Annotated in this window: 13 protein-coding genes; 6 read left to right on the top strand and 7 right to left on the bottom strand. The window is 60.6% G+C overall.

Translation table 11 applies throughout. The annotated features are described in order from the left end of the window. Positions 1–115: 115 nt before the first annotated feature. Together X773_RS74255 and X773_RS45425 are read left to right on the top strand one after the other, a co-directional pair. A complete protein-coding gene (locus X773_RS74255) occupies positions 116–910 on the top strand; it encodes a sulfotransferase domain-containing protein (RefSeq protein ID WP_084640957.1) in 795 nt (264 codons plus the stop codon). A gap of 14 nt (positions 911–924) precedes the next feature. Further along, positions 925–1620, top strand: a complete 696-nt coding sequence (locus tag X773_RS45425; protein WP_023674983.1) for a sulfotransferase — start codon at positions 925–927, stop codon at positions 1618–1620. A 30-nt stretch (positions 1621–1650) separates the two neighbouring features. Here X773_RS45425 and X773_RS45430 read toward each other — a convergent pair whose 3' ends face one another. Further along, positions 1651–3048 carry a glycosyltransferase family 2 protein gene (locus tag X773_RS45430; RefSeq protein ID WP_156937290.1) on the bottom strand — a complete coding sequence of 466 codons (1398 nt, stop codon included), beginning with the start codon at positions 3046–3048 and terminating at the stop codon, positions 1651–1653. Between X773_RS45430 and X773_RS45435 the strand changes: the two genes are divergently transcribed. The 4 genes from X773_RS45435 to X773_RS45450 all read left to right on the top strand — a co-directional run bounded on the left by X773_RS45435 (position 2965) and on the right by X773_RS45450 (position 7049). Beyond that, positions 2965–4020, top strand: a complete 1056-nt coding sequence (locus X773_RS45435) for a glycosyltransferase family 4 protein (protein ID WP_210164203.1) — start codon at positions 2965–2967, stop codon at positions 4018–4020. The two genes, X773_RS45430 and X773_RS45435, sit on opposite strands and share 84 nt — an antisense overlap. A gap of 113 nt (positions 4021–4133) precedes the next feature. Then, positions 4134–4907: a glycosyltransferase family 2 protein gene (locus tag X773_RS45440; RefSeq protein WP_023674986.1), complete on the top strand. Its 774-nt coding sequence runs from the start codon at positions 4134–4136 to the stop codon at positions 4905–4907. A 108-nt stretch (positions 4908–5015) separates the two neighbouring features. Continuing rightward, entirely contained in the window at positions 5016–5738 is a 723-nt protein-coding gene (locus X773_RS45445) for an LPS glycosyltransferase (protein ID WP_023674987.1), read from the top strand. A 273-nt stretch (positions 5739–6011) separates the two neighbouring features. Continuing rightward, positions 6012–7049 carry a phosphatidylglycerol lysyltransferase domain-containing protein gene (locus tag X773_RS45450; RefSeq protein WP_023674988.1) on the top strand — a complete coding sequence of 346 codons (1038 nt, stop codon included), beginning with the start codon at positions 6012–6014 and terminating at the stop codon, positions 7047–7049. Positions 7050–7636: 587 nt separating this feature from the next. Here the strand turns inward: X773_RS45450 and X773_RS45455 are convergent. The 6 genes from X773_RS45455 to X773_RS45480 form a co-directional block, all read right to left on the bottom strand. Continuing rightward, positions 7637–8710, bottom strand: a complete 1074-nt coding sequence (locus X773_RS45455; protein WP_023674989.1) for an ABC transporter ATP-binding protein — start codon at positions 8708–8710, stop codon at positions 7637–7639. Further along, positions 8707–9507 carry an ABC transporter permease gene (locus X773_RS45460; protein ID WP_023674990.1) on the bottom strand — a complete coding sequence of 267 codons (801 nt, stop codon included), beginning with the start codon at positions 9505–9507 and terminating at the stop codon, positions 8707–8709. Before X773_RS45460 ends, X773_RS45455 begins: the two co-directional genes overlap by 4 nt. Before the next feature lies 1 nt (position 9508). Beyond that, positions 9509–10369 carry an ABC transporter permease gene (locus X773_RS45465; RefSeq protein WP_023674991.1) on the bottom strand — a complete coding sequence of 287 codons (861 nt, stop codon included), beginning with the start codon at positions 10367–10369 and terminating at the stop codon, positions 9509–9511. A 66-nt stretch (positions 10370–10435) separates the two neighbouring features. Then, on the bottom strand, positions 10436–11455 hold the full coding sequence (locus X773_RS45470; protein WP_023674992.1) for an ABC transporter substrate-binding protein: 1020 nt from the start codon (positions 11453–11455) through the stop codon (positions 10436–10438). Between the two features lie 84 nt (positions 11456–11539). Beyond that, on the bottom strand, positions 11540–13015 hold the full coding sequence (locus X773_RS45475) for an aldehyde dehydrogenase (protein WP_023674993.1): 1476 nt from the start codon (positions 13013–13015) through the stop codon (positions 11540–11542). After that, positions 13012–14070: an LLM class flavin-dependent oxidoreductase gene (locus X773_RS45480; RefSeq protein ID WP_023674994.1), complete on the bottom strand. Its 1059-nt coding sequence runs from the start codon at positions 14068–14070 to the stop codon at positions 13012–13014. The genes X773_RS45475 and X773_RS45480 overlap by 4 nt, the downstream gene beginning before the upstream one ends. Position 14071: the final 1 nt, after the last annotated feature.

Below are 14071 nucleotides of genomic sequence, written 5' to 3' on the forward strand. Positions count from 1 at the left end.
CTGGCATTTCTGCCTTGTGTTCGAATTAGCCGTAGGCTTAGGCGCCCAGTAATGGGGTTGGTCTGGCCGGCAGCGGTTCGGGCGCCAGCTCTGATAATCTAAAGGAGGTCTCTCCATGTCCTTTCTAAACATGTCCTTTCTAAAATTTTTCCAGGCCAAAGCGCCGCCTCTTCCTCTTATCGTATCCTTTCCAAAATCGGGGCGCACGTGGCTACGTGTCATGCTGGACGATCTCGGAGTTGAAGTTCAATACATTCACGACGGAACCGACCACAAGTTACTTCGACCGATATCGGGCCTCAAGGAGAATAAATCTCGATACAAGAAGAGAAGAACAATAATGCTTGTTCGCGATCCAAGAGATACGGTGGTCTCAGGGTACTTTCAGGTTCAGAAGCGCCACATGCTTCCAGCGGGATCGTTCAGCGATTTTATCAGAAGCGACAATCATGGGATTGAAAAGATCATCAGATTTAATCTGCATTGGTTCGCGGCCATGCCCCGGATGCGCGAAATCCGGTATCTTCAATATGAAGATATGCATCGGGATACGGCTGGTGTCCTTCGCGCCATCCTTGGATTCCTGAACCAGCAGGCTGACGATCGGACGCTTGTCGAGGTGGCGAACAACCGAACGTTCGACAAGATGAAAGTGAGTGAATCGACCGGTGATCTGTCCGATCGATACGGCAAGATATTACAGCCGCGCGATGCGAATGATCCCGAAAGCTTCAAGGTGCGCAAGGGCAAGATAGGCGGTTACGGCGAATATCTTTCCGAGGACGACGTGGCCTATTGTGACGAGCAGTTGGCTAAGTTCGAATATTGGGAGAAGCTGGACAAGGTTTTTAGCACGAACGGCTTGTGCTACGCTCGCGTCGATAACCGCGTCCGGGTCGCCTTGGGTTAGGGAGCATTGCCGACATGGTGATGCGGACCGGATTCATTTGCGGCTGCGGCCATAGCGGGACGACGTTGATTGCGACGATCCTTGCGTCGCATCCCAACGTCTACCTGCCGCTCCAGGAAACCAACATTTTCTTCAAGTGGACGCCACTGGCCATGTTCCGCTTCTGGAAACTGAAGCGGGCGGCGCTCGATGCTGGAAAGAACGTGCTGCTTGAAAAGACACCGCGGCATATCCGCCGTGTCGCCCGCATTCGCCGGCTCGTGCCCGGCGCGCGTTTCGTCATGCCGGTGCGAGATGGGCGCGACGTCGTAGCGTCCCTGATCAAACGACTTGGCGACCCAACGGAGGCTCTCGACCGCTGGATCAACGACAATGCGCTGGTTCTTGCGGAACGGGGAAAGCCGGATGTGCTGATCTATCGCTATGAGGACCTGGTCGAGAATCCGGCCAAAGTCGTCGAGCAGATATGCGGCTTTCTCGATGTAACCTTCAGCCCGGATCTCCTCGACTATCACAAGAACCCGCAGCAGTGGTTCAAGCCGACCGACGCCAGCGGCGAGACGCCGCATGCGGTGCTCCGGAACCAACAGGTCAATCAGCCGATCTATGACGGGAGCGGAAGATGGCGCTCCGAACTTGGAAACGCCGAGCTACAGGACCTGGTCCAAGGACGAGGTGCCCAGCTTATGAAAGCATTCGGTTATGCATGATGTCGGTTCGGCATCTGCTTGAAATGCCGTCTACCAATCAATTTTGTCGATCAAACCCGTTTTGAACAGGCTGTGAGCTCCTTCGTACAGCATTGACTGTTCGCTCATCGCGCTGAGAGCGGCTTTACCGCTCGATACCTCATGATACTGGCGATATTTGGAAGCGCCGTTCCAATACTGACCTTCCGCCACCGCGACCTGCGCCTTGTCGTTGAAATCGGCGAAGAACTTGAAATGAAGCAGGCCAGCCAATCCCTTTATATAGTTTCGCCAGTAGGGCAGCGGTGAGTGAATCGACGTAAAAATCGTCTGGCGATCAACATATATCAGAGGAAACTTGGTCAACTTGTGCTGCCTGGCGAAAAGCCGGGTTCTCGGGCCGCCTGTGATCTTGAGATGCCGGGGGCTCCTCGTCACCTCATAGCCGCTGCCGTCGAAATGGTCCGCAACTTGCCATGGCGGCACGATGGGATCGAAGGGTACGTCCCAGATGTTTCCGCTCGGATACATGTCGATCATCGGCGCCAGCAGGCGTGTCATTCCGCGCCGCTTGAGCCAGTCGGCCATCGCACCGAGCGGATGCTGATCCATACCGTCATAGACAAGATATTCGTCCGCATCCACGGTCAGATACCAGCGAGGCTGACCATAGATCTGCACAATCCGCTGACGCCAAAGGTTTCCCAGGTCCGACTGCGAATAGGTGATCGGCGAGCTGAATAGATCGACATCTGGCTGCTCGGCCAGAAGCTCAGCTGTTCCGTCTGTCGAGCGGTCATCGAGGACGGCGAATCTGGTGACGCCGAGTTCGCGATAGTGCTTCAGGAACGGGCGTAGCCTGTCCGCCTCGTTGCGGATGACGAGGATCAAAGGCAGGTCATTCGCTTTAAGGGGCGTTATCGGCCGCAGCGATGACACTTCTGCCCGTCTTCCGAAGGTGTGTCTCAGCCGATATATGGCGGTGTCGGTAATCGTCCGGCGGACAATGGCGGGCCAGGTTGCTTTGCTCAAGCCATCGATTCCCCTCATGGCGGTCACCGCCCGGCTGGAGCTGGCGCTGATCCGCTGTTTGCAGTTAATTTCTACATGCAGCACCGTTAGGCAAATCGCAAGCAGTTGCGGACAATGGACACAGGCCTGTTCTGAGTTCCGGCGGGTGAGCTTTCCAAGTGTTGCCGATGCGAGCTGGCCTCTATAGACATCGTCAGATGGCAACAAGGCCGGAGCCCAGACCCCATGTACGCCGGCATTCGTGGCACCGAAATTCAATTCGACAGGCCGCTCCTGTTCGTGCGCCAGCGTTATGCGCCTTTCGGTGGCGGCGAGATCATGTTGGAAAACATCATGGCCGCATTCGCCGCGCGTCAGCGGCGGGTGGCCGTGCTGTCCGGCGACTGGCCGCGTTATGAAGGCATCGAGTTCATCCATTGTGCCGGCCGCCGGTTTCCGCGTTCGCTGCGGGCGACGTCCTTTGCTCAAGCTGCCTGCCGCAAGATCGCCGAGATGCCGCCGGCGCTGGTGCAGAGCAACGATCGCCTCCCGTGCTGCGATGTCTTCCGGGCCGGGGAGGGCGTTCATGCCGCCTATCTTGCCGAGCGGCGGCGTTTCGAGACGCGGCTTGGCAGGGCGGCAATGGCGCTGAGCCCCTTTCACCGCCAGACGCTGCGCCTTGAACGTGCAACCTACGCCAGCCCGAGGCTCAAAGCTGTCATTGCCATTTCGAAGATGGTGGCAGAGGACATTGTCCGTCACTACGATTATCCGGCGGAAAATGTGCACCATATTCCCAACGGGGTGGATCTCGACCGCTTCAACCCGCAGCTGCGCCAGCAGCATCGGGCGACAATCCGCGCGCGGCTCGACGTCGACGAAAACAGGCCGGTCGTCCTGTTTGTCGGCTCGGGCTTTGCGCGAAAAGGACTTCTTGCACTGATGAAGGCGGTCGCTAGGCTCGATGGCGAGCCTGAATTGTGGGTCATCGGCCATGATTCGCGCGCCAACGCCTTCAGGCAGGCCGGTGACAGGCTCGGTCTCGGCGCACGGCTCAAGATGCTGGGGCCGCAGAAAGACATGCTGCCGTGGTACGGCGCGGCCGATATTGCCGTGCTGCCTTCCATCTATGATCCTTTCGGCACAGTGGTCATCGAAGCGATGGCCAGCGGCTTGCCCGCCGTGGTAAGCACCGGCTGTGGAGCGCGCGAGCTTGTCGAGCGGTTCGAGCCGACGCTCGTTTGCGATGCGGCCAGCGAAAGCGACCTCGCTGCAGCGCTCGCGCACGCGCTGCAGTTGTCGTCACGACCTGAGACCGCAGCCCGGGTGAGAGCGGCGGCCGAACACTATGATTTCAATGTCATGATCAAGCGAATGATGGCGCTGTATGAAGGCCTTGATCTGAAATGATTTTCGACTTTGTTGAATTAGGTTAGTACCCTCAGTGTGCTAACGGGCCGGGAGCCGATGCTGCAGATGCATTCGAATGACAGTGGCAGCTTTGATGCCGGAGCATTCTGACCGTGCCGGCGCTCTCGGTCATTATCATCACCCGCAACGAGGAGGCATCCATCGCGCAATGCCTTCGGTCGGTCCATTTTGCCGATGAGATCGTCGTTCTCGACAACAACAGCAGCGACAGAACCAGGGAGATTGCCGGTGCTCTGGGAGCAAAGGTTCTGATGACCGTTGATTGGCCCGGTTTTGGTGCGCAAAAAAACCGTGCGCTGGCCGCGGCAACGGGGGATTGGATCCTCTCGCTGGATGCCGATGAGTGGGTGGAGGCGCCGCTCGGCGCGGAAATAAGGGCCGCAATCGCCGACCCAAAAGCCAATGACGGCTTCGAAATACCGAGAAGATCGCGCTTTTGCGGGCACATTGTCCGCCATAGCGGCTGGTCGCCCGATCTGGTGCTCAGGCTCTTCCGTCGCCGCTCCGGGCGGTTCAGCGACGACACCGTGCACGAGAAGGTATTGGTGAACGGGAAGGTCAGCCGATTGTCCCGGCCGATCGAGCACGATTCCATTACCGACTTGGCAGATGCCCACGACAAGATCGGCCGGTACGCAGAAGCGTCCGCCGCGCAACTGCTTGCCGAGGGCAAAAAAAGCTCGATAGGCAAGGCGGTTTTGCGCTCGGTCTGGGCCTATGTGCGCAGCTATATTTTCCGGCTGGGATTTCTGGACGGTTCCATTGGTGCGATGGTGGCCGCGTATTCGGCCAGCTACACCTATCAGAAATGGGCCCGTGTCGCATTGGGAATGCGAGGCCCAGTCCACCCAAAAAAGCAACGCTGAGGCCAGGACAAATCTGTGAGAAACCGGCTTGGTTGACCGCAATTGTTGCCGAGCCATCGCCAACTAGTTAGTGTACGACCGTAAAAATCGAAAGCCAGGGTAGTGAATATGACTGATGCGTTTAGGGTATTTATCGGATGGGACAGCCGTGAGCCGATCGCGTACGACGTCGCGCGACACTCCCTGCTCAAACATGCGTCGGCGCCTGTCTCCGTCATTCCGATCAAACAGGACGAGATGCGTGCCCGCGGGCTATATTGGCGGGAAAAAGATCCGCTCGCCTCAACGGAGTTCACCTACACGCGCTTCCTCACGCCCTTTCTCGCCGACTACACGGGTTGGGCCCTGTTTTGCGATTGCGATTTCCTGTGGCTTGGTGACGTCGCAGGCCTGCTGAAATATACGGACTCGGACAAGGCGGTCTATTGCGTCCAGCATGACTATACGCCGAAGGCCACAACCAAGATGGATGGTGTGGTCCAGACGTCCTATCCTCGGAAAAACTGGTCGTCGCTGATGCTGTTCAATTGCGCGCATCCTTCGGTCAGATCGCTCACGCCAGAGGTCGTGAATCAGGAAAGTGGCGCCTATCTTCACCGAATGCAGTGGGTTGCCGACAAAGATTTGGGCTCATTGCCGGTAGAGTGGAATTGGCTCGAAGGCTGGAACGAAAAGCCTGCGGTCGGCACACCTAAGGCGGTCCACTATACCAGCGGCGGCCCGTGGTTTGCCGAATGGCAGAATGTCGACTACGCCGATTTGTGGATAGCAGAACGCGACGAGTTCCTGGCTTCCGAACAAGCGGAATCTTCTCAGAGCGCCGTTCGCTAAGAACATCGTGTTTGGCAGGTGACCTGGGCGCTTCCGAAAGTGGCATTGATTTTCGTGTCGCCAAGGGCGCAGCAACCAGCCGTCAGGCGCTGGGCGTCGACAACAATGCGTGTTGCCGCCTGGGGGCGGGACCGGGGCAGATTGCGCCTACGAATCTGGCGGCTCCGGCCGGGTAAACATGCCGCGCTGAGATAAGGATCAGCTCGCGGCAACATGATCGGTTTGGGGTCCGTCAGCTCTTTCATCGGCCTAGCCGGCACGCGAAAGTCGACCATGCCGTCACTGCGAAGACGCCTCGATCGTTTCCTGGAGAACCGCGGGCCTAAAATACCGCGGCTGCAGCTGAACCATGTCGAGCGCCTGGCGCTGGTCCGTCGCCACGGTGATTTTTCCCTTGCCTATTCGACCGCCGTGCAGAAGGGGCTTCACTACTTCGGCGATGCCCAGGGCTACATCGCTTACGGCAGCAAAACGCGACATCATTTCGCGCTCGGTGATCCAGTGGCTGCCCCGGCCGATCGGCGCGACTATATCAGACGTTTCATCGAGGTTGCCGGCAGCCCGTGGTTCGTGCAGATCGGCGACCAGACGGCGCGCGTGCTTGCCGGGCTTGGCTATCAGGTCAACCGCCTCGGCGTCGACACCAGGCTTGTCCTGCCCAGACACGACTTTTCCGGAAAGCGCAATGAGACAGTGCGCTATTCCGAACGCTGGCTCTTGAAGAAGGGTTTTTCCTTCGCAGAGGACAACGGGACTGTCTTCCTCGACGAGATTGCCAGGCTCTCCCAGAATTGGCGGGCCGACCGCATCGTCAAGCGCTGGGAGATGAGATTTCTCAACAGGCCCTTTGCCGATCACCTTGGCGTCGATATGCGCCGTTTCGTCCTGCACGGTCCGGATGGGGAGCTCGTGGCCTTGCTGGATTTCGATCCGCTGTTCAGCGACGGCAAGGTCATCGGCTACACCACCTCGTTCAAGCGCAAGCATATCGATGGCTCGGCGCATGCCGAGATCGGCCTGACCAAATTCGCGGTCGACCGCTTTCGCGATGAAGGTGTTTCCGTCGTCACCCTAGGCCTGTCGCCGCTTGTCGAAATCGGACCTAGCGGGTTTGCCGAAAGCGATTTCTGGCGGCACGCCTTCCAGCGTGCCTATGACTCTCCCTGGGTCAATCGCACCCGCTTCAATCTGCAGGGGCAGGCGGCCTTCAAGCGCCGGTTCCATGGTGTCGAAGAGCCGACCTATCTTGCCTTTCGCAAGGGGACCTTTTTCGAAGCGCTTTCTCTGCTCCGGCTGATCAGGGCCGTCTAGTGCCTAGTGACTGAGCGCTCGTCGTCTCCTAGTATCGTCGACCTCACACCGGTCAGGCTCGTTGTTTAGGTGGGAAAGGAATGCCGCGGCGGGAAGCAAAAGACCGGCTGCGAATCGCCGGCCCATTCTGCGGCGTCCCCCAGTCCCGCCGGGCACGTTTGGCAGCCTGAGAACGGCTTCGCGTCAGCGCCAAGGGGTCGGATTTACGGTTGCTGCAGCGTACCGCCGGGAATAACGAGGGTACCCTGGCCTGGCCTTGAGTATCTGAAGCCTATGAAGAACAAAGCAACGATGATCAAACAAATGACGATGACCGCGACGACGCTGCCAGGATGGTGTCCGGTATCTGGCGGTTGGACCATTGCCTTCCCGTATGGCTATCGCCGCTGACCTTCTTCATCTTCCAACCGAGCATGACGACTGTCAATGGATACGGGAGTTGCGCCCGCCATCCAATCAGCCGACTGCAGCGTCGATCACGTTGCGCGTTGCTGACCGAAGCTGATGATGGACCTAACCACAGCTTGTCCCCAAGCACGCTTCCATCGCTGCGAAGCGTTGAAGGGCGGCGATCCACCGCGGCTTAGTCAGGCCGGAAACAGGAATGCAGCAGCGGGATCGAAAAAGACCTGCCGGCTGCAGGGCCACACATCCTGCGATTGCATGGCGGAGGTCGGCCTGATGTCAACCTCCTGTCCAGCGGCGATGCGCGCGACGATCCGCCGGCGCTCGCCGTAAAATGCGATGTCGACGATCTCGACATTCAGTTCCGCGCTCGCCGGGCTCCGCTCCATGCTAAAGGCTTCGGGCCGGATCATCAGCCTGGTCTTCTGGCCTTTGCCGAACGTGCCGTTGGCCCTGACTCCGGATATCACCGAACCGTCTGTCATGCGGATCGTTGTCGTGCCGTTGGTGGTGCCGAGATGTTCGGCGGCGAGGAAATTCGAATTGCCGATGAAGCCGGCGACGAAATCGGTCGCCGGCCTGAGATAGAGATCCTCGCCGGTGCCGGTCTGCTCGATGCGGCCATCCTTGAACAGGGCGATTCGGTCCGACAGATGCAGCGCCTCTTCCTGATCGTGGGTGACGTAGAGAATGGTGACGCCGGTCTGGCGATGGATGCGGCGGATTTCGCCCTGGATTTCCTCGCGCAGCTTCTTGTCGAGCGCCGACAATGGCTCGTCCATCAAAAGGATCGGAGGATCGTAGGCCAGCGCCCGGGCCAGCGCGACGCGCTGCTGCTGGCCGCCCGACAGCGCACCGGGTAAGCGTCCGGCAAAGCTTTCGAGCCGCACCAGGGCCAGCATGTCGGCGACCTTTTTCTTCACGTCGGCGTCCGGCCGGCGGCGAACCCGCAGCGGAAAAGCGACGTTTTCGGCCACCGTCAGATGCGGAAACAGCGTGTAGCGCTGGAAGACCATGCCGATGTTGCGCTTATGCGAAGGCACTGCAAGCAGTGATTTTCCTTCCAGCAAGACATCGCCGGAAGTCGGGTCCTGAAAGCCGGCGATCGCGTAGAGCGTCGTCGATTTTCCCGAACCGGAGGGCCCGAGGAAGGTCAGGAACTCGCCCCTGGGAATGTCCAGCGTGACGTCGTGCACGGCGACGATCGCCCCGAACGCCTTGCGCAGATTGCGGATGGAGAGGAAAGGGTGGGTCATGTCCGGAACTTTCGGTGCAGCAGCGCCGTCATCACCATCAGGGCAAGCGTCAGCCCGACCAGCAGGCTGGAGGCAGCGGCGATCACCGGACTGAGGTCCGACCGCAGACTGCCCCAGATCTTGACGGGCAAGGTTTGCAAGCTGGGGCTGGCCATGAAGATCGCCACCACGACTTCGTCCCACGAGGCGAGGAAGGAAAAGATCGCGGCGGAGAAGATGCCGATCCGGATCGACGGCAAGGTGATCCTGAGCCTGGCCTCGAGCGGGCTTGCCCCGCAGACGATTGCCGCGTCCTCGATCGACTTGTCGAACCCTTCGAGCGCGGTGGCGATCGGAATGATGGCGAAGGGCAGCGCCAGCACGGTGTGGGCGATGACGAAGCCGATGGTGGTGCCGCCGAGGCCAAGGCGAAGGAAGAAGGCGTAGATGGCGATGGCGAAGACAACGACGGGCAGCACCATCGGCGTCAGCAGCAGGCCGCGCAGGATCTCACGTCCGGCAAACCGTCCGCGAACCAGGGCAAAGGAGGCGAGCAGGCCGATCGCTACTGCCAGGATCGCCGTCATGGTGGCGATTCGGGCGCTGGTCAGCGCGGCGTTGAGCCAAGCCGGATCGGCAAAAAGCTCCTGGTACCATTTGAGCGTCCAGCCGGGCGGCGGAAAAGCCAGCCAGCGCGACGAGCCGAAGGAGAGCAGGACGATGAAAACCACCGGCAACAGAAGAAAGCCGGCGACCAGCGCGGTGAAGCCGAGCAGGGCAACCCGTAGCCAACCCATGCGGTCATAGTCGAGCAGCATCTCAGATGCCTCCGCTCGTGCGCCTGGCACCGACAAGGCGCAGCTGCAGTGCGTAGAGAACCATGGTGACGACAAGCAGGATGAAGGCAGCGGCGCTGCCGAGCCCCCAGTTGAGCAGCGACTGGACCATTTGCGCGATCATTTCGGCAAGCATCATGTTCGACGTGCCGCCGAGCAGTGCCGGCGTTACGAAGTAGCCGAGCGACATGACGAAGACCATCAGGCCGCCGGCCGCGACGCCGGGCAGCGACAGCGGCACGAGGATGCGGCGGAACGCCTGGAAGGGGCTTGCGCCGCACAGCGACGCCGCACGCAGCGTCATCGGATCGATCGCCCGTAACGTGCCGACCAGCGGCAGGATCATGAAGGGCAGCATGATATAGACCATGCCGATGGTGACGCCGGTGAGATTGTTGATGAGCGGCAGCGGGTGGTCGATGACGCCGATGGTCATCAGCGTCCGGTTGATCACGCCGGTACGCTGCAGGAGCACCATCCAGGCATAGGTGCGGGTGAGCAGGTTCGTCCACATCGACAGAATGATGATGCCGAAGATGATCGAGGCCAGTCCCGAAGGCATGATCGCCAGCATCCAGGCGACCGGAAAGGCGACAAGGACCGTGGCGACGGTGACCAACGCCGCGACCAGGAATGTGTTGAAGAACACCCGCGCATAGGTGCCGTCACCAAGCAGGGCAGCATAGTTCTGCAAGCCTGGCTCGGGCTCCGTGACACTGCGCAAAAGCAGCGCCAGCACGGGGATGACGAAGAACAGCATAATCAGAATCAGGGCCGGCAGCAGGCCATTGAGACCTGCCGGCACCCGCACCGTTCCAAAGTTCCGGCGTGTTTCGACCGACATGACAGCGACCCGGCTACGGGACGAGACGGCGCGAACCGTCTCGTCCATTGCGGTTCAAGGGCGGGCTTATTTCGCCTGCCAGGCATACCAGCGCGCGGCGATGGTGTCGCGATTGGCGGCCCAGTAGTTCATGTCGAGATTGATCTGCCCGCCGACATGAGCGTCCGGCAGCGATTTCACGGCATCGGCCGGCATCTCTGCCTTGGCCTTGGTATTGATCGGCGCATAACCGCTGGCTTCGGCAAATTTGGCCTGGCCGGCGGGGCTGCTCGCCGCGGCGAGGAATTTCATCGCCGTATCCTTGTTCTTGGCACCCTTCGGTACCACCAGAACGTCGGCTGCGGTCAGGTTCTGGTTCCAGGAGACGCCGACATCGGCGCCATCCTTGTCCAGTGCGAAGACGCGGCCGTTCCACAGCTGGCCGAACGTTGCTTCGCCGGATGCGATCAATTGCTGCGACTCCGCCCCGCCGCTCCACCAGACGATGTCCGACTTGATGGTGTCGAGTTTCTTGAAGGCGCGATCGAGATCCAGCGGATAGAGCTTGTCCGCCGGAACACCATCGGCCAGCAGCGCGATCTCGATGACACCGGGCGCCGACCATTTGTAGAAGGTCCGCTTGCCCGGGAACTTCGTCAGGTCGAACATGTCGGCCCAGCCGGCCGGTTCACCCGAAACGGCGCCCTTGTTCCAGGCGAGCACGAAGGAATAGTAGAAACTGCCGACGGCGTGATCGGTGGTGAAGCGCGGATCGAGGTCGGCCTTCGGCACGGTCTTGAAGTCGATCGGCTCGAGCAGACCGTCCTTGGCCGCCTTGATGGCGAAATCCATCTCGACGTCGACGACGTCCCAGTTGACACTGCCGCTGTCGATCATCGCCTTCAGCTTGCCGTAGTCGGTCGGGCCGTCCTGCATGACCTTGATGCCGGATGCAGCGGTGAACGGCTCGGCCCAGGATTTGGTCTGCGCTTCCTGGGTCGTCCCGCCCCAGCTGGTGAACACCATGTCCTCGGCCTTTGCGGCCGTCGTTGCCGGAACTGTCGTTGCAATAAATCCGGCAAGGAAGCCGGTGATGATCAGTTTCATTGTCGTTCTCCTCTGTTGTTTTCGTTGTTGTCTGTTCGCGATCGGTCGTTTTCGCCTTGATCGCGCATCTCCGGCCAGCGGCGGCTACCGCATGACAAAAGGATCGGGAATCGGGTCGTCGGAGGTGCGTATCCACACCGATTTCGAACGCGTGTAGTCGCGGATCGCATCGAGGCCGCCCTCGCGGCCGAGCCCGGATTGGCCGTAGCCGCCAAACGGAACCAGCGGCGAGACCGCCCGATAGGTGTTGATCCAGACCACGCCGGCATGGATGCCGCGCGCCATGCGGTGGGCTTTTGCCAGATTGGTGGTGAACACGCCGGACGCCAGGCCGAATTTCGTGTCGTTGGCGAGCGAAAGCGCTTCAGCTTCGCCGTCGAAGGCTAGCACACAGAGCACCGGGCCGAAGAGCTCTTCGCGCACGCAGGCAAGGGTCTGATCAGGCGCGTCGATAATCGTCGGCGCGTAATAGAAGCCGTCCGCCATGCCCGCGGGGCGAATGCCGCCGGTGACCAGTTGCCCGCCCGCGGCCAGGCTTTCAGCAATGATCTTCTCTATCCATTCGCGCTGGCGCGAGGTGGCGAGCGGTCCCATTTCGATCGCGGGATCCTGCGGATCGCCAATCCTGATCGCCTCGGCTTTGCGCTTGAGCCGGGCGAGGAATTCGTCCTTCACGGAGCGCTGGACCAGCAGCCGAGAGCCGGCGACGCAGCTCTGGCCGGTGGCAGCGAAGATGCCGGCAACGACCGCGTTGGCGGCGCTGTCCAGATCGGCATCGGCAAACACCACGACCGGGCTTTTGCCGCCGAGCTCGAGCGTCGTGAAAGCGAGGTTTTCCGCCGTATTCCTGACGATCTGCCGAGCGGTCGAGGGACCGCCGGTGAAGGCGACGCGGGCGACGAGCCGATGACTGGTCAGCCGGTGACCGCAATCGTGGCCGAAGCCGGTCAGGATGTTCACGGTCCCGGCGGGAAATCCCGCCTCATGGACGAGTTCGGCGAAGGCCAGCAACGGGGCAGGGCCGTCTTCCGATGCTTTCAGAACGATGGTGCAGCCGGCCGCCAGCGCCGGCCCGAGCTTGACGGCGGACAGGAAGAGCTGCGAGTTCCACGGCACAATGGCGGCTACGACGCCAATTGGCTCCGGCCGGATGGTCACTTCCATGTCGGCCTTGTCGATGGGGACAAACGAGCCCTCGTGCTTGTCGGCCAGCCCGCCATAATAGCGGTAATAGTCGCCGACATAGGCGATCTGGGCGCGGGTCTCGCGGATGATCTTGCCGGTATCGCGCGTCTCGAGTTCCGCCAGCCGGTCGGCATTGGCGACCACCAGATCGCCGAGCCGCACCAGAAGCTTGCCGCGTGCCGTTGCCGTCATTGCCGGCCACGTGCCGGAGCCAAGCGCCCGGTGAGCAGCTTCGACGGCGCGGTCGACGTCATCAGACGATGCAGCGGGCATCTTCGCCCATGGCGCGCCCGTCGAGGGATCGATGCTGTCGAAGGTCGCCGCCACTTCGACGAAGCTGCCGTCAATATAGTTCCTGAATTGAGTGGTGCTCATCGCAATCCAGCTTTCGGCTCGGAAAAGGCCGGCATCACCCTGTCGATGAAGAGCTGCAGCGATTTCTTCTTGCGCCGATGGGAAAGGCCGCTGTCGATCCAGATCGAATACTGATCGTAGCCGAGCGCTTCGTAGGCCTTCAGCCTGGCGATCACCTCGTCGGCTTCGCCAATGACCAGGTTCTGCTTGATCTTGTCAGGCGCATATTGCGGCATGGCCGCGATCTCGTCTTCGGTCAGCGCTTCCATTATGCCCTGGTGCACCGGCTTCTTGTTCTGGAACCAGGCGCCGAACTGGCAGTAGAACTGCGACAGATCCTGCGCGAGCCGGTCAGCCTCCGCGGCATCCTCGGCGACGAAAGTATGCATCAGCAGCATGATCTCCGGCCTTGGTACGTCGGGGTGGGCATTACACGCCGCGTTGAAACGCTCCATCAGGCTGGCCACTTCGCCATCGCCGGAGGCAAGCGGCGTCACCTGGACGTTGCATTTGCTGGAAACCGCAAAGTCGTGCGAGTTCGGATCGCGTGCGGCCACCCAGATCGGCGGATAAGGCTTTTGCAGCGGCTTGGGCGACGAGGTGGTCGACGGAAACGACCAGAACTCGCCGGCGAGTTCGAAATCACCATCCCAAAGGCCGCGGATCGCCGGCACCATCTCGCGCATACGCTGGCCGGCACCCCAGGCCTCGAGGCCCGGGAAAAGTCGCTGGTATTCGTAAGCGTAGGCGCCGCGCGCAATGCCGATGTCGAGACGGCCGCCGGTGACGACGTCGGCCATCGCTGCTTCGCCGGCAAGCTTGATCGGGTGCCAGAACGGCGCGACGATGGTTCCTGTTCCGAGCCGGATGCGCCTGGTTTTGGCGGCGAGCCAGGCGATGTTGATGAACGGGTTCGGCGAGATGGTGAATTCCATTCCGTGATGCTCGCCGATCCAGGCAGTCTCGAATCCTGCCTCTTCCGCCTGCAAAACCAGCTCCTCCAGCTCGCCGACAAGCTCGGAATGCGGCTTTGCCAGATCCGATCGCTCCATGTGCACGAAAAGCGAAAACTTCATC

The organism is Mesorhizobium sp. LSJC280B00, assembly GCF_000502835.1.
Lineage (GTDB): Bacteria > Pseudomonadota > Alphaproteobacteria > Rhizobiales > Rhizobiaceae > Mesorhizobium.

Coding starts and splice junctions, on each gene's coding strand:
- X773_RS45430 (WP_156937290.1), bottom strand. CDS start 3,048: ATGGATGAACTCGATGCCTTCATAACGCGGCCAGTCGCCGGACAGCAC.
- X773_RS45475 (WP_023674993.1), bottom strand. CDS start 13,015: ATGAGCACCACTCAATTCAGGAACTATATTGACGGCAGCTTCGTCGAA.
- X773_RS45435 (WP_210164203.1), top strand. CDS start 2,965: ATGGCCGCATTCGCCGCGCGTCAGCGGCGGGTGGCCGTGCTGTCCGGC.
- X773_RS45465 (WP_023674991.1), bottom strand. CDS start 10,369: ATGTCGGTCGAAACACGCCGGAACTTTGGAACGGTGCGGGTGCCGGCA.
- X773_RS74255 (WP_084640957.1), top strand. CDS start 116: ATGTCCTTTCTAAACATGTCCTTTCTAAAATTTTTCCAGGCCAAAGCG.
- X773_RS45480 (WP_023674994.1), bottom strand. CDS start 14,070: ATGAAGTTTTCGCTTTTCGTGCACATGGAGCGATCGGATCTGGCAAAG.
- X773_RS45425 (WP_023674983.1), top strand. CDS start 925: ATGGTGATGCGGACCGGATTCATTTGCGGCTGCGGCCATAGCGGGACG.
- X773_RS45445 (WP_023674987.1), top strand. CDS start 5,016: ATGACTGATGCGTTTAGGGTATTTATCGGATGGGACAGCCGTGAGCCG.
- X773_RS45455 (WP_023674989.1), bottom strand. CDS start 8,710: ATGACCCACCCTTTCCTCTCCATCCGCAATCTGCGCAAGGCGTTCGGG.
- X773_RS45470 (WP_023674992.1), bottom strand. CDS start 11,455: ATGAAACTGATCATCACCGGCTTCCTTGCCGGATTTATTGCAACGACA.
- X773_RS45460 (WP_023674990.1), bottom strand. CDS start 9,507: ATGCTGCTCGACTATGACCGCATGGGTTGGCTACGGGTTGCCCTGCTC.
- X773_RS45450 (WP_023674988.1), top strand. CDS start 6,012: ATGCCGTCACTGCGAAGACGCCTCGATCGTTTCCTGGAGAACCGCGGG.